This window comes from Rhizobium sp. 05N49 (genome assembly GCF_056396805.1).
Map to the genome: position 1 here is coordinate 241,393 of NZ_JBFTME010000006.1, position 15,138 is coordinate 256,530.

The window sequence follows — 15,138 nt, forward strand, 5'->3', positions numbered from 1 at the left end:
CTAGTCGATATCGTTGGATACGGCGATCAGTTTATCGAGCGCAGATGCCGTTGCGCCGCTATCGAGCGATTCCGTTGCAAGCGTCATGCCGTCACGGATCGTCTCTGCCTTGCCTGCGATGACGAGGGACGCGGCGGCATTGGCGAGCGCAATATCGCGGTAAGCGTTCTTGGCGCCACCGAGCACCTCGCGCAGCGCTGCAGCATTGACGGTGCCGTCGCCGCCCTTGATCTCGGCGAGCACGCGAGGCGCCACACCGAAATCAGCAGGCGAAAGCTCGAAGGTACGGATTTTGCCGTTTTCGAGCGCTGCAACGCTGGTCGTGCCGGTCGTCGTGATTTCATCAAGGCCGTCGCCATGGACGACCCACACACTCTCGGCGCCGAGGTCGCGCATGACTTCGGCAAGCGGTACCACCCATTGCGGCGCGAAGACGCCGAGAAGCTGGCGCTTGACGCCGGCCGGATTGGAGAGGGGACCGAGCAGGTTGAAGATGGTACGCGTTCCGAGTTCGACGCGCGTCGGCCCGACATGGCGCATGGCCGAATGATGCTGCTGCGCGAACATGAAGCCGACACCGGCTTCTGCGATGCAGCGGGTAATCATCTCCGGGGTAACCTCGAGATTGACGCCGAGGGCCGCAAGGCTGTCGGCGGCGCCGGATTTCGAGCTCAGCGCGCGGTTTCCGTGCTTGGCGACCGGAACGCCCGCGCCGGCGACGATCAGCGCCGCCAGCGTCGATATGTTGTAGGTGCCGCTGGCATCACCGCCTGTGCCGACAATATCGATCGCGTCGGCAGGCGCTTCCACCCGCAGCATCTTGGAGCGCATCGTGGTGACGGCGCCAACGATCTCGTCGACCGTCTCTCCGCGAACGCGAAGCGCCATCAGGAAGCCGCCGATCTGCGAAGGCGTTGCCTGGCCGGACATCAGGATATCGAAGGCCTGGCGGGCCTCGTCACGGGTCAGGGGCTCGCGGCTTGCTGCCTTGGCCAGAAGCGGCTTCAGATCGGTCATGCGTCGCTTCCCCCTAGCGGACGGTCGCCTGTTCGGCGAGTTTCTGGTTGACCTGTGTACCGTACTGGCTCTGCAACAGGTTGACCATCTGATCCAGAATATCGTCGCCGGCGGCATTTGCCATGGCGGTGATCTGCTGGTCGCGGTTATCAAGGGCATCGGTCGTCGGTTGGTCGTTGACCTCGGTCACCTTCAGCAGGATCTGGGTGCTCGGATCGGCGCCAACGGCTGCTGCCACGGTGTCGACAGGGCCCGAGAAGGCTGCGTTGATGCCAGCGCGACCGAGAACCGGATCGTCGGTCGAACGGGTAAAGCCGCTCTTGCTTTCGACGGCGATGCCGAGCGGGGTGGCGATATCGGCAAGCGACGTGCCCTTCTGCGCCTCGGCCTTCAACTCGGCTGCCTTCTTGGCAAGCTCGGCCTTCTGCTGCTCGGCGGTCCAGTCCTGAACGGCCTTGTCGTGCACTTCRGCAAGCGGRCGGTCACGCTCGGGCATGATGTCGCGGACATCAAACCAGACATAGCCGTCATTGCCGACGGAAATGGCAACCGCATCGGCGCCGACATCGGTCTTGAAGGCTTCGGCCAGAAGCTGCTGCTGCGCCGGGATATCCTTGACCGGATTGCCGTCCTTGTCGGCACCCGTCATGTCGATGGCGTCGATGACGACGGCCTTCAGCTTGAGCTGGTTGGCGATCTCTTCAAGAGATGTGCCGCCGGCGCGCATATCCTCGATACGGTCGTGAACGTTGATCACTTCCTGCGAAGCATTGGCGACCGAAAGCTGCTTGCGGAGCTCTTCCTTGACCTCGTCGAAGCTCTTGGTGGTCTCCGGCTTGATGTTGGTCACGCGCAGGATCACAGGACCAAAGCTGCCGTCGACCACAGGCGTCGTGCCGCCGTCGGTCTTGACGGCGAAGGCGGCGTCGGCAACGGCCTGATCCGGAACCTTGTCCTTGGTGAATTCTCCGAGCAGCACGTCGCCCGCAGTTTTKCCCTGATCGGTAACGAGCTGATCGAAACTCGTACCGGTCTTCAGCGCGGTCTCGGCCGCATTGGCGAGATCCTTGCTGGCAAAGGTCAACTGTTCCAGCGTGCGGCTTTCCGGCGTCGTGTAGGCCGCCTTGGCCTTGTCGAAGGCTTCCTTGATCTGGTCGTCGGTGACGGTCGCGGGATCGGCGATATCATCCGGCTGAAGCTTCAGATAGGCGATCTTGCGATATTCCGGTGCGCGGTAGCGCTGCTTGGCATCTTCGAACCATTTGGAGAGCACGTCATCGGCCGGCGCCTTGATCGGCTCGATATTGGCGTTCGTAAGCAGCAGGTAATCGACGCTGCGGCTCTCACTGCCATAGAGTTTCAGCGCGTTGACGAGCGTCGCAGGCGCCTGGAAGCCATTGGCGACGGCTTCGATGATCTGGCTGCGGACAGCCTGCTTGCTGCGATCCTTGATATAGTCGTCTTCCCGAATGCCGGCATTGCGCAGACGCGAGGTGAAGAGCGAGCGGTCGAACTGGCCGTTGACTGCCTTGAAAGCCGGATCGTCACCGATCAGCTGGGCAAGACGGTCCTCGGAAAGACCGAGCCCCATGTCATCGGCAAGCTGATCAAGCGAGGCGCCGGCAACGAGCTGGGCGAGGACCTGCTGTTCAACGCCGAAAGCGCGCGCCTGCTCGGGTGTGAGCCGCATGCCGAACTGCTGGCTCAGAGACGCAATCTGACGCTGATAGGCGAGGCGGAATTCGTTGACGTCCACATGCTGGTCGCCGACGGTGACCACCGTCGTGCTGTTGCCGCCGCTTATCAGCTCACGCGACACGCCCCAGATGCCGAAGGAAGCGACGAGGAGGAGCAGGAGCAGCTTGGCAACCCAGGTCTGAGCAGCTCTTCTCAGAAAATGGAACATGGAAACGCAAACCTCGCATTATCATTGGCCCCGGAAGGGCAGACATTCGTCGTTCCATAAAACAAAGCTGCGAGGAAATGAAGGCTTGTCGCACGAAAAGCTTGCGAGGCTTGCACACGCTCTCGCTGACCCGCCGCGAGCGACAAAAGATGCTACATTGCGGAACCTTTCCAGTCTTCATTTCGTTGAAGCGGCATTCCATCAAACAGGAGCAGACCATGGCCGAATTGAAAACCGCTTCCGCCGAATCCACCGCTGCGCGCGTCAAGGCTGAAGTTGCCGCCGAAGATCTGTCCGCGCAGGTTGCTGCGTTGCGCGAGGATCTGGCCCGCCTTTCGGAGAGCGTGATCGCTCTGGGGCAGGGCGCAAAGACCGCAGTGGCCGACGAAGCCTCTGTCATGACCGAGCGCGTCCGCGACAAGGTGCGTGAAGAGCCCCTGACCGCGATTGCCATCACGGCAGGCGTCGCCTATCTCTTCGGTCTCCTCAGCCGCCGATAATGAAAAAAGCCGGACGCAGGACGTCCGGCTTTTCAATCTTTCCAGCGATCTTTCCGTGTCAGGTCAGCGGCGGACGAGGCGCCCGAGCGCGATCAGGATGCATGCCCCGACAAAACCCGTGACCAGGTATCCGAGCCAGCCGGTCAACGGCTGGATATGAAGGATACCGAGAATCCAGTTGGCGACAATCGCGCCGATGATGCCGAGCAATATGTTCATGAACACGCCCATGCTGCTGTTCATGAATTTCTCCGCCAGCCATCCGGCGAAGCCGCCGATGATGATGGCTGCAATCCAACCCACACCTTCGTTTTCCATAGTGATCTCCCTCCTAGGCAAAACGTGAGATAAAACGCGCACAATCGAAATAAGTTCCGTCGCGGCAGCGGTTTGCCGGCGTCAGGGATGAAGCACCGTCACTGGCGTCGAGAGTGCGTGTGTCGCGATCTGAAACATCAGGCCGGAAAAGGCCAATGCGGCAAAGCCAGCCGGCATCAGCAAGCTCTTATTGAACATCATATCCTCCCTTTATTGGGAGCAAGCATAGTTTATCGCCTCAACTGCGCAAGCCGCTCATTAATAAGTAGTTAAGCATGAAATTTAAGTAAAATTGCCACGTCATTACATGCGCTAGACCTAATATTAAATCACCTGGAACCGGAGCATTCTCAATTTGCATTATCAGAGAAGAAACTTTGGTCGATAGGATCTCTACGGCTCTTGCTCGATCAAAGCCGGCGGACGACAGAAGATTGTCTATCCGGCAAGTCTTGCCACCCTCTGCCCGATGGCGAGCGAGGCGGTCAGGCCGGGGCTTTCAATTCCGTAGAGTGCCACATAGGCAGGGTGACCGGTTTGCTCCGGCCCCTGGATCACAAAGTCACCGCTGCCGCCCACAGCCGGTCCGGCGATTTTCGGACGGATACCCGAATAGGCGGGCTGCAGTGCGCCATCCGCCAGATTGGGCCAATAGCGGCGGATTGCGGAATAGAATTTGTCTGCGCGGCGCGGATCGACGTCATAGTCAATCGTCTCGATCCACTCGACATCAGGACCGAAACGTGCCTGGCCAGCAAGGTCGAGTGTCAGATGCACTCCGAGACCGCCGGGCTCAGGGACGGGGTAGATCAGTTGCGTTGCGGGCGCACGGCCGGACAGAGCGAAATAACATCCCTTGGCGTAGTGACGCGGCGGGATCGTGCTGGCGTCCAGGCCGGACAGGCTTTCTGACAGCGCCCAGGCATTCAAACCGGCTGCATTGACCACAAGGCGTGTCTCGATCTCTACCGGATCGCGGCCGCCGACTGCGAGGCGAACCTTGTCGGCCGTGAACTCGCCGTCGATGACGGGAGAATTGCAGATAACGGCTCCGCCATTCGCCTCTATATCCGTGATGTAGGCCTGCATGAGGCTATGGCTGTCGATAATGCCGGTTGACGGCGAGACAAGTGCGGCGAAGCCCCTGATCTGTGCTTGCCTGCGGGCAAGCTCCGCAGCATCGATCAGATAGCTGTCTTCGACGCCGTTGGCGGCAGCCTGCCTCGACAGCTTTTCAAGATATCCAACCTCCTCCTCACTCGCCGCGACAACGAGTTTGCCGCAGGCCCTGTGGGGGATATTTCTCTCCCGGCAATAGTCGTAAAGCCGATGTTTTCCGGCAACGCAGAGTTCAGCCTTCAAGCTGCCGGTGGCATAGTAGAGCCCGGCATGGATGACCTCGCTGTTGCGGGCCGATGTAATGCTGCCGGTTATCGGCTCCGCCTCGAGAAGAACCACATCGCGGCCGGACATTGCAAGTTCGCGCGCGACCGCAAGCCCGACGACCCCTCCGCCCACGACGACGCAGTCGAGGTCCAGTACCTCCGCCATGCAATTCCCCTCCATCCTCCACCTGCGTTATTGAACTCGCGGTTTTGGGAGCCCGGACAACGCAAACCAGCTTTCAGATATCGTTCGGGCGAACCTATCCCAAAATCAAGAGGATGATGAAATACGATTTGATGCGCCTGGCCCGGGTCGTCTTCGCCGGAACAAGCGATGAGGAACTCGGCGGCAGGAGGAGAAACAGCTAATGAGTTCATTAGCGGATGGCGGAAGAGGTGGGATTCGAACCCACGGTACGGTTTCCCGCACGCCGGTTTTCAAGACCGGTTCCTTAAACCACTCGGACACTCTTCCATCCAGTTGATCCTGTCCGTCCGTGCTGACGGGCCCTCGTTTTGACAAGGACTCGTCCCGCCGACGGCCAAATCGCGGTTTGGCTGGCTTTATAGCGGTTCGGACTTCAGCGTCAATGTGCTCTGACAGCTCCGACGGATAAACTGCCATAATGTGTCCTGCTGCGGGGCAGGACAATCGTGGTTGCCAAAAGGTACTGTCACGATCCGAAACGGTTCAACATGCGGAAATACATGCGCGATTTCATTCCCGCACAGATTAAAATCAACCAAATATTAACCATAATCGTTAGAATTCTCGCTATCGTGCCGAAATCGTTCGCAAATTCGCCATGATATCCACAAGATTAAAGTCTCGTTAGGAAGGCACGGAATAAGGCACTCCAACTCACTCACGAGTGAGTTCCTTAACCATAACGGTCTTTGGTGGCGTGGGGCATATGAAACTGAATTACGGGGCGGCGTCTTTCGCAACGGCGGCACGGTGGCTGGCATTGTCGGCGGTGTGCGCAACGGTGGCGGCTTGCGGCACAACGCAGGCGGTTCCCAAGAAGAAATCCCACGGCAAGGAATATTTCTCCGAAAGCGAGTATGGCGTCAAAGCCAGCCCGCGTGTTGCCAACGGCAACAATATCCCCAAGGGCGGTGGCCGCTACATGGTGGGCGATCCCTATGTGGTTAAGGGCAAGATGTATTACCCGAGGGAGGACTACTCCTATAACAAGGTGGGCATCGCTTCCTGGTACGGCTCTGCCTTCCACGGCCGCCTGACTGCGAACGGCGAAGTCTATGACCAGATGCATCTTTCCGCTGCGCATCCGACCTTTCCGCTGCCGAGCTATGCGCGTGTGACGAACGTTGAAACCGGTTCGTCCGTGATCGTCCGTGTCAACGACCGTGGCCCCTATCACGAAGGTCGCATCATCGACCTTTCGAACAAGACCGCCTCCATGCTCGACCTGCAGCACAGCGGTACGGGCAACGTTCGGGTTCAGTATGTCGGCAAGGCACCGCTCGACGGTCATGATATGCCCTATCTGATGGCTTCCTATGTTCCGAAGGGCAGCCGTCTTCCGGGCATCTATCCGGGCGGTGGGCAGATTGCGAGCGGCGTGATGGTTGCCTCCAACAGCAAGAAGATCACCGGCGACCAGTTGCAGAGCCTCGGCGGCTATTCCGACCCTTCGCCTGACAGCGTACCGGTGCCATTCTCGTCCGCTGCCTATGCGGGCAACTCGCCGAGTGCCAAATACAATGCGGCGCCGGCTCAGGCCCCCGTGCCGATGCGGGCGCCGGCAGGCGGCCATTTCCTGCAGCCGCCCCCGGCTTTCGGCAATGGCGCGCAGGCGATGGAACAGGCCGTGGTCCTGCCGGAAATCGGACCCATTCCCCTTGAACGCCCGAACGGCTGGTCGAAGGGCGCGTCGCTTGCGATGAACTATCAGGATGCGATCACCGTGAAGGTTCCGCTCGCATTCGATGCCGTGATGGTGCGAAATGACGGTCTGACGCAGGAATCCATTCTCGCCTCCTTCAAGCGCCAGAATGGCGGCAGCGCAAAGGCGCGATAAAGCCCAACGATAAAGTGTAATTGCATCGGCTTCCGGCTCGCTTTACCCTCCTGAGTCAACCCGCACCATCAATGGGAATTGCGATGTTGAAGCCGTTGCTTCGCCTTCTTGCATGCCTGCTTTTGCCTGCTTCTGCTGCCGTTGCGGCAGAAGGAACCGAGGCCGGTTTCGTCACCAAGGCCGCGCAGGCCTATATGATCGAGGCGTCGACCGGCACCGTGCTTCTCGCCAAGAACGAGAACCAGGTTTTCGCACCCGCCGCGCTTGCGAAGCTGATGACGATGGATCTCGTTTTCGATGCCGTCAGCAAGGGGCAGATTTCACTCGATACCGAATATCCCGTCTCCGAATATGCCTGGCGCACGGGCGGTGCGCCTTCGCGTGCCGCCACGATGTTTGCGGCGCTGAAATCGAGGGTTCGCGTCGAGGATCTGATCAAGGGTGTGGCGATCCAGGGCGCCAATGATGGCTGCATCATCCTTGCCGAGGGCATGGGCGGCAGCGAAGACCAGTTTGCGGCATCGATGACGCGTCGCGCACGCGATCTCGGCATGGACAAGGCCGTCTTCGGCAATTCAACCGGAATCCCGGATGGCAAGAGCAAGGTGACGGCCAGGGAACTGGTGACGCTCGCCACCAATCTGCAGACATCCTATCCCAATCTCTATTCCTATTTCGCCCAGCCTGACTTCGAGTGGAACAAGATCTTCCAGCGCAACCGCAATCCGCTGCTGGGCATGGATCTCGGAGCGGACGGTCTCGCGACCGGCTTCACGGAAGGCGAGGGCTATTCAATCGTCGCCTCCGTGCAGCGCAACGGACGGCGGCTCTTCGTGGCGCTTGCCGGCATCGCCTCCGACAAGGAGCGCACGGAAGAAGCCAAGCGCGTGGTGGAATGGGGGCTGACAGCCTTCGAGAGCCGTCAGGTCTTTGCAGACACGGAAGTCATCGGAGCGGCGAGTGTCTATGGCGGCACGGCGCGCACAGTTGATCTCGTCGCCAAGGCGCCGGTCAGCGTTTACATTCCGATCAACAATCCGGACCGGCTTGCTGCCCGCATCGTCTATCACTGGCCACTGATGGCGCCCGTCAAGGCGGATACGGAAGTCGGCACGCTGCGGATCGTTTCCGGCAACAGGATGCTGCGAGAAGTGCCGCTCTATACGGTGCAATCCGTGGAGGTGGGCTCGCTCAGCAGCCGTGCGATCGATGCGCTGCTCGAGCTTGGCGAATCGCTGTTCTTCTCCTGGCTATGGGACAAGTCCGAGCAGAGCTGACGCTTCTTTTCGGGCGCAGATAGCCGTAATTTGCCGGGGAAGGCGAATATGTCGCCGCGGCAAAAGGTTTCGCTGCGCACTATCTTCGGATAGATAGAGAAAGAGCACGGCGCTCAGAATGCGGGAAAGTATCATTGTCATCCGGTAAGGGTTTGTTCGTTACGTTTGAAGGCGGAGAGGGCGCGGGCAAGTCCACGCAGATCCGCCGACTTGCCGAGGCATTGAAGGCCGATGGCCATGACGTGCTGCTGACCAGGGAACCGGGCGGTTCGCCAGGCGCGGAAGCTGTGCGCCACGTACTGCTTTCGGGCGCTGCGGAAGCCTTCGGCACCCGCATGGAGGCGATCCTCTTTGCCGCCGCCCGCAATGATCATGTGGAAGAGATCATCCGCCCGGCGCTTTACACGGGCAAGATCGTGCTTTGCGACCGCTTCATGGATTCCTCGCGCGTCTATCAAGGCGTCACCGGCAATCTGGAACCTGATTTCATCGAGACGCTGCAGCGCATCGCCATCAACGGCGTGATGCCCGACTGTACGCTGATCCTCGATATTCCGGCCAAGCAGGGATTGGAGCGCGTCAGCAAGCGAAATGCCGACGGTCCCGACCGGTTCGAGAAGGAAACGCTCGAAACGCACGAGAAGCGCCGCGAGGCCTTTCTGGACATCGCCGCGCGCGAGCCTGAACGCTGCCACGTCGTCAATGCCACGCAGACGGAAGAGGCGATCGCCGCGGAGATCGTTACCATCGTCAGGCAATTGCTGAAACCATCAGCCGAAGTTCGCATGCCGGAAGCGGCCCATCATGAGTGAGGAGAGGCCCGGACTGCTCGACGGCGCCATATGGCCGGCCGAGAATACGAAGCTCTTCGGCCATGAAGAGGCAGAGGATTTCCTGGCGCAATTCTACCGCTCAGGCAAGGGACATCATGCAATCCTGATTGAGGGGCCGGAGGGCATCGGCAAGGCGACGCTGGCCTTCCGCTTCGCCAATCACGTTCTGTCGCATCCCGATCCCGCGGGCGCACCGGAGCGCATTGCCGATCCGGATCCAGCCTCGGCCGTCAGCCGACAGATCGCCTCGGGAGCCTCACACAATCTCCTGCATCTTCCCCGCCCTGTCGACGAGAAGACCGGCAAGGTCAAGTCGGCAATCACCATCGACGAAGTGCGCCGGGCCGGCAAATTCTTCTCGCAAACCTCAGGCACGGGCAACTGGCGTATCGTCATCATCGATCCCGCCGACGACATGAACCGGAATGCGGCAAACGCCATTCTGAAGATCCTCGAGGAGCCGCCGAAGCGCGCAATGTTCCTCGTTCTTTCACATGCGCCGGGCAAGTTGCTGCCGACGATCCGCTCGCGCTGCCTGCCGCTGAAGCTTGCACCGCTCGACGATCGCGCCCTTGTTTCAGCCCTTGCTCATCTCGGCATCGAGGGGGAGGGGCAGGCACTGCTTTCTGCCGCAAAGGGCAGTGTCGGTGAGGCTCTGAAACTGCTGAACTATGGTGGCGGCGAGATCATCCAGGCCTATAACGAGGTTCTGTCCTCCGAGGGACCTGCGGCACGCAAGGCCATGCATCGGCTTGCAGATGCACTTTCCGGCAGGGAAGCCGAGACGATCTTCGATTTCTTCGTCAGCCATGTCGGCGATGACGTGATGAACCGCGCCCGCCTTGCTGCCGGCGAGGGACAGATCGCGGCGGCCGACCGCCTTGCGCGGCTCTATTCCGAAATCACGGAGAAACTGACCATCTCCGGCGCTTACAATCTCGATCGCAAGCAGACGATCATGGAAGTGCTTTCCGAGATCAAGCAACCCCGCGCCTGAAGCGTCTTTGTTTTTACACAGTTGCGAACGCGAAACCGCCGCACAGCTTGCAGGAATTGCTCCGGTCAGCCCGTCAACAGTTTCCAGGCGACAATCGCCAACGTAATGGCGAGCACAATGCGGATGGTGCGTTCGTGCAGTTTGGGCGCAAGCAGGCTGCCGAGGATGATGCCGGGAATGGAACCGACGAGCAGGGCAAGGAGCATAGCCCAGTCGATCTCTCCAATGAACCAGTATCCCATACCGCCGATCAGGGTGAGCGGCACGGCGTGGACGATATCCGAACCGACGATCTCACGCACGTCGAGCCTGGGGTAGAGGATCAGCAGGATCGTCACGCCCAGAGCGCCGGCGCCGACCGATGTCAGCGTGACGAGCACACCGAGCACGAAGCCCAGAACGACGGTGAAGGCGACGATGCTTGCCGGCTTCGGCGGCATGCGCTCACCGATGACACGACGAGCGAATTCAAGGATCTGACTGCGGAAAATCAGCATGATTGCGGTCATGACCAGCAGCCAGCCGAGCGCGGTGGTGATGGTATTCGTGACGCCAATGCTTTTACGGTCGACGCCGGCCATGAGCCAGAGCATCGACAGCGCGGCGGGCACGCTGCCGGCCGCCAGACTGCCGACGATCTTCCAGTTGACGCGTCCATGCATGCCGTGAACAGCCGTGCCGGCCGTCTTGGTGATTGCTGCATAGAGAAGGTCGGTCCCGACGGCGGTTGCCGGGTGGACACCGAAAAGGAGCACGAGCAGCGGCGTCATCAGCGAACCGCCGCCGACGCCGGTGATCCCGACCAATGCTCCCACCATGAGACCGGACAGGGAATAGAGAGGCTCGAACGTCAAATATGCGCCTCCGAAGGCGCGCGGCCGTGACTGTTCCGATCAATGAAAAATGGCACTTCGCGTCTGTCCCACCCCGTTGCCGGACAAGGGGTAGATGGCGCCCGAACGTGAGTCAAGTTCGAGGCCTAGTGTCCGTGAAATCGTAGGCGGCTGCCAAACTTGATGTTTCGCTTGTGCGAGACATGCGCTAAGAGCGGCGGACGATTTATAGAGTAAGCCGGAATTGGCCGCCATGACAGACAAGACCCCCTTCTACATCACGACCGCGATCTCCTATCCCAACGGCAAGCCGCATATCGGCCATGCCTACGAGCTGATTGCGACCGATGCCATGGCGCGCTACCAGCGCCTCGACGGCAAGGATGTCTTCTTCCTGACGGGGACTGACGAACACGGCCAGAAGATGCAGCAGACGGCGCGCGCCGAAGGTATCACGGCGCAGGCGCTTGCAGACCGCAATTCCAGTGAATTCCAGGCGATGGCGAAGCTGCTCAACGCTTCGAACGACGACTTCATCCGCACCACACAGGAGCGTCACCACGAGACTTCGCGCAACATCTGGAACCTGATGGCCGACAACGGCGATGTCTACAAGGATTCCTACGCCGGCTGGTACTCGGTGCGCGATGAAGCCTATTACCAGGAAAACGAAACCGAGTTGCGCGCCGACGGCGTGCGCTACGGGCCGCAAGGCACGCCAGTCGAATGGGTGGAAGAGGCGAGCTATTTCTTCAAGCTCTCCGAATATCAGGACCGGCTGCTGAAGCACTATGAGGAAAACCCCGATTTCATCGGCCCGGCCGAGCGCCGCAACGAGGTGATCTCCTTCGTCAAGTCAGGCCTCAAGGATCTCTCGATTTCGCGTACCACATTCGATTGGGGTATCAAGGTACCGAACGACCCCGCCCATGTCATGTACGTCTGGGTCGACGCACTGACCAACTACATCACTGCCACGGGCTATATCGAAGACCGCAACGGACCGCGGGCGAAATACTGGCCGGCCGACGTGCATATCATCGGCAAGGACATCATCCGTTTCCACGCCGTCTATTGGCCGGCCTTCCTGATGTCGGCAAAGCTGCCGCTGCCGAAGCGCGTCTTCGCCCACGGCTTCCTGCTCAACAAGGGCGAGAAGATGTCGAAGTCGCTCGGCAATGTCGTCGATCCGGTCAATCTGGTGAACCATTTCGGCCTCGACCAGGTGCGCTATTTCTTCCTGCGCGAAGTCTCCTTTGGACAGGATGGAAGCTACAGCGAAGAGGCGATAGGCACGCGCATCAATTCCGATCTTGCCAATGGCATCGGCAATCTTGCCAGCCGCTCGCTGTCGATGATCTTCAAGAATTGCGACGGCAAGATCCCGGAATGCGGACCGCTGACAGATGAGGACAAGGCGATGCTGGCCCAGGCCGATGCGCTGCATGCCTCGACAAGCGAAGACATGGGCAAGCAGCTCATTCACCGCGCGTTGGCCTCTATCATTACCGTCGTCTCCGAAACCGACCGCTACTTCGCCGGTCAGCAGCCTTGGGCGCTCAAGAAGACCGATCCGGCGCGCATGGGTACGGTGCTCTATGTAACCGCAGAAGTGGTGCGCCAGATCGCGATCCTGCTGCAGCCCTTCGTGCCGGAATCGGCCGGCAAGCTGCTCGACCTCGTGGCCGCTCCGGCCGACAAGCGTGATTTCACGAGCCTTGGCGAAGCGGGCCGCCTGGTGCCGGGAACGCCGATCGAGGCGCCGACGCCGGTCTTCCCGCGCTACGTGGCTCCGGAGGCTTAAAGCCGTGCTGGTCGATACGCATTGCCATCTGGACTTTGCCGATTTCGATGCGGAGCGCGACGAGATCGTCTCACGTGCCCATGGGGCCGGTGTGGCGCAGATGGTGACGATCTGCACCCGCGTGCGCAAGCTCGACGGACTGCTTGCCATTACCGAGAAATATCCTTCCGTCTTCTGTTCGGTCGGCACGCATCCCAACAATGCGGGCGACGAACTGGATATCCAGACGGAAGATCTCGTTCGGCTCGCCAATGAACATCCGAAGGTCGTCGCGATCGGCGAGGCTGGCCTCGACTATTTCTACGACACGCAGAAGCCGGAGGACCAGCAGACCGGTTTTCGCCGCCATATTGCCGCTGCCCGGGAAACACAGCTTCCGCTCGTCATCCATAGCCGCAGCGCCGATGCCGACATGGCGGCGATCCTGACCGAGGAGACAGGGAAGGGGGCCTTTCCCTTCATCCTGCATTGCTTCTCGGCCGGCCCGGAGCTTGCGAAGACTGGCGTCGAGCTCGGCGGCTATATCTCCTTTTCGGGCATCCTGACCTTTCCGAAATCCGAAGAGCTGCGAGAGATCGCAAAGACCATTCCGCACGACCGGCTGCTGGTCGAAACGGATGCGCCGTATCTGGCGCCCAAGCGCTGGCGCGGCAAGCGCAACGAGCCGTCATACGTCGTGAATACGGCCGAGGTACTGGGCGATACGATCGGCCTTCCCTACGAGGAAGTCGCACGGATCACGACTGACAACGCTTTCCGCCTGTTTTCAAAGATGCCGAGGATCTAGCGGCGTGACACGGCGGCTGCGGTTCACCATTCTCGGCTGCTCGTCATCACCCGGCGTGCCGCGCATTACAGGTGACTGGGGTGCCTGCAACCCCAACAATCCGAAGAATAAGAGAACACGCGCAGCCTTTATGGTTCAGCAGTTTTCGGCCAGCGGCGCGGCAACGACTGTCGTTATCGACACAGGTCCGGATTTTCGCGAGCAGATGATCAGGGCAGGGGTCGATCATGTGGACGCTGTTCTCTACACGCATCCGCATGCCGACCATATTCACGGCATCGACGATCTGCGCGGCTATTTCCACAATACCCGCCGCCGCGTGCCGATCTTTGCCGACCAGTTCACCATGGGCAGGTTACGGGAAGCATTCGGCTACTGCCTGGAAACGCCGCCGGGCAGCAATTACCCGCCGATCGTGCTGCCAATCGTGATCGAGGATCTGGAAAAGCCCGTTGAAATCCATGGGCCGGGCGGAACGATCGCCTTCATGCCGCATCTGCAACAGCATGGTGATATCCATTCGCTCGGCTTCCGCATCGGGAATGTGGCTTATTGCAGCGATGTCAGCGATTTTCCGCCGCAGACGGTCGACAAGCTGCAAAAGCTCGACATGCTGATCATCGATGCCCTGCAATATGCCTATCACCCCAGCCATCTCTCACTGGAACAGTCGCTGGACTGGATCGAGCGGCTAAAGCCGAAACGGGCAATCCTGACGCATATGCATACGCCGCTCGATTATGACGTGGTTATGGCTGAAACGCCGGACCATGTGGTGCCGGCGTTCGATCAGATGAGCTTCGAAGTCGAGCTCTAGGCGCCGATAAAAGGTGCGACTTCGAGATATCCGCGATGGATCATGTCGAGCGCAACATAGAGAATGATCAGCAGGCCGACATAGGCGATCCAGCGATGTTTGTTGAGCAGGCGGGCGATAAAGTTCGCGGCGATGCCCATCAGCGCAATGGAAAGACCGAGGCCCAGCACCAGCACGCTCGGATGTTCGCGAGCGGCGCCGGCAACGGCAAGAACATTGTCCAGCGACATGGAAACGTCGGCGATGACGATCTGTGTCGCAGCCTGAAAGAAGGTCTTCCTCGGCGCAGCTGCGCCAGCCTCGGCCGCATGTTCTTCACCATGGCCGGCACGCAGCTCACGCCACATCTTCCAGCAGACCCAGAGCAGCAACAGGCCGCCGGCGAGCAGCAATCCGACGATTGCCAGCAGATAGACGGCCACGGATGCGAACAGGATGCGGAGCACCGTTGCCGCCAGAATGCCGACAATGATTGCCTTGCGACGCTGCGTGGCTTCTAGGCCGGCAGCAGCAAGGCCGATGACGACGGCATTGTCGCCGGCGAGAACAAGGTCGATAGCAATGACCTGCAGCAGAGCCGTCAAACCGGCCGCTGTGAAAATATCCATATTGAATTACC

Annotated in this window: 14 protein-coding genes and 1 tRNA gene; 8 read left to right on the forward strand and 7 right to left on the reverse strand. The window is 60.1% G+C overall.

Annotation, left to right across the window (positions count from 1 at the left end; genetic code table 11):
- Together trpD and AC1DF8_RS14820 are read right to left on the reverse strand one after the other, a co-directional pair.
- A complete protein-coding gene (trpD, locus tag AC1DF8_RS14815; protein WP_112547646.1) occupies positions 1-1,017 on the reverse strand; it encodes an anthranilate phosphoribosyltransferase in 1,017 nt (338 codons plus the stop codon).
- Between the two features lie 13 nt (positions 1,018-1,030).
- Complete coding sequence (locus AC1DF8_RS14820; RefSeq protein WP_478154024.1) at positions 1,031-2,923, reverse strand: SurA N-terminal domain-containing protein; 1,893 nt, start codon at positions 2,921-2,923, stop codon at positions 1,031-1,033.
- A 218-nt stretch (positions 2,924-3,141) separates the two neighbouring features.
- Here AC1DF8_RS14820 and AC1DF8_RS14825 point away from each other — a divergent pair, with 218 nt between their 5' ends.
- Positions 3,142-3,423, forward strand: coding sequence for a hypothetical protein (locus AC1DF8_RS14825; RefSeq protein ID WP_112547781.1), 282 nt, complete (start codon positions 3,142-3,144; stop codon positions 3,421-3,423).
- A 63-nt stretch (positions 3,424-3,486) separates the two neighbouring features.
- Here AC1DF8_RS14825 and AC1DF8_RS14830 read toward each other — a convergent pair whose 3' ends face one another.
- The 3 genes from AC1DF8_RS14830 to AC1DF8_RS14840 all read right to left on the reverse strand — a co-directional run bounded on the left by AC1DF8_RS14830 (position 3,487) and on the right by AC1DF8_RS14840 (position 5,601).
- A complete protein-coding gene (locus AC1DF8_RS14830; RefSeq protein ID WP_478154025.1) occupies positions 3,487-3,741 on the reverse strand; it encodes a GlsB/YeaQ/YmgE family stress response membrane protein in 255 nt (84 codons plus the stop codon).
- A 438-nt stretch (positions 3,742-4,179) separates the two neighbouring features.
- Positions 4,180-5,292, reverse strand: a complete 1,113-nt coding sequence (locus tag AC1DF8_RS14835) for an NAD(P)/FAD-dependent oxidoreductase (protein WP_478154026.1) — start codon at positions 5,290-5,292, stop codon at positions 4,180-4,182.
- 219 nt (positions 5,293-5,511) lie between these two features.
- A tRNA-Ser gene (locus tag AC1DF8_RS14840) sits at positions 5,512-5,601 on the reverse strand.
- A gap of 439 nt (positions 5,602-6,040) precedes the next feature.
- Here AC1DF8_RS14840 and AC1DF8_RS14845 point away from each other — a divergent pair.
- From AC1DF8_RS14845 to AC1DF8_RS14860, 4 genes are all read left to right on the forward strand, one after another.
- Positions 6,041-7,171, forward strand: coding sequence for a septal ring lytic transglycosylase RlpA family protein (locus AC1DF8_RS14845; RefSeq protein WP_478154027.1), 1,131 nt, complete (start codon positions 6,041-6,043; stop codon positions 7,169-7,171).
- Between the two features lie 83 nt (positions 7,172-7,254).
- Positions 7,255-8,448, forward strand: coding sequence for a D-alanyl-D-alanine carboxypeptidase family protein (locus AC1DF8_RS14850; RefSeq protein ID WP_478154028.1), 1,194 nt, complete (start codon positions 7,255-7,257; stop codon positions 8,446-8,448).
- Between the two features lie 134 nt (positions 8,449-8,582).
- Positions 8,583-9,260 carry a dTMP kinase gene (gene tmk, locus AC1DF8_RS14855; RefSeq protein ID WP_478154029.1) on the forward strand — a complete coding sequence of 226 codons (678 nt, stop codon included), beginning with the start codon at positions 8,583-8,585 and terminating at the stop codon, positions 9,258-9,260.
- Positions 9,253-10,278 carry a DNA polymerase III subunit delta' gene (locus tag AC1DF8_RS14860; protein WP_478154030.1) on the forward strand — a complete coding sequence of 342 codons (1,026 nt, stop codon included), beginning with the start codon at positions 9,253-9,255 and terminating at the stop codon, positions 10,276-10,278. Before tmk ends, AC1DF8_RS14860 begins: the two co-directional genes overlap by 8 nt.
- 65 nt (positions 10,279-10,343) lie before the next feature.
- Here AC1DF8_RS14860 and AC1DF8_RS14865 read toward each other — a convergent pair whose 3' ends face one another.
- Positions 10,344-11,132, reverse strand: coding sequence for a sulfite exporter TauE/SafE family protein (locus AC1DF8_RS14865; protein ID WP_478154031.1), 789 nt, complete (start codon positions 11,130-11,132; stop codon positions 10,344-10,346).
- Between the two features lie 232 nt (positions 11,133-11,364).
- On the opposite strand from AC1DF8_RS14865, the gene metG reads away from it, so the two are divergent.
- Genes metG through AC1DF8_RS14880 form a run of 3 tightly spaced genes read left to right on the forward strand, consistent with a single transcriptional unit; the run spans position 11,365 to position 14,519 of the window.
- Positions 11,365-12,915, forward strand: coding sequence for a methionine--tRNA ligase (metG, locus tag AC1DF8_RS14870; protein ID WP_478154032.1), 1,551 nt, complete (start codon positions 11,365-11,367; stop codon positions 12,913-12,915).
- Between the two features lie 4 nt (positions 12,916-12,919).
- A complete protein-coding gene (locus tag AC1DF8_RS14875) occupies positions 12,920-13,702 on the forward strand; it encodes a TatD family hydrolase (protein ID WP_478154033.1) in 783 nt (260 codons plus the stop codon).
- Positions 13,703-13,706: 4 nt separating this feature from the next.
- Positions 13,707-14,519 carry an MBL fold metallo-hydrolase gene (locus tag AC1DF8_RS14880; protein ID WP_183884717.1) on the forward strand — a complete coding sequence of 271 codons (813 nt, stop codon included), beginning with the start codon at positions 13,707-13,709 and terminating at the stop codon, positions 14,517-14,519.
- Here the strand turns inward: AC1DF8_RS14880 and AC1DF8_RS14885 are convergent.
- Positions 14,516-15,127 carry a TerC family protein gene (locus AC1DF8_RS14885; protein ID WP_112543847.1) on the reverse strand — a complete coding sequence of 204 codons (612 nt, stop codon included), beginning with the start codon at positions 15,125-15,127 and terminating at the stop codon, positions 14,516-14,518. The two genes, AC1DF8_RS14880 and AC1DF8_RS14885, sit on opposite strands and share 4 nt — an antisense overlap.
- Positions 15,128-15,138 lie beyond the last annotated feature (11 nt).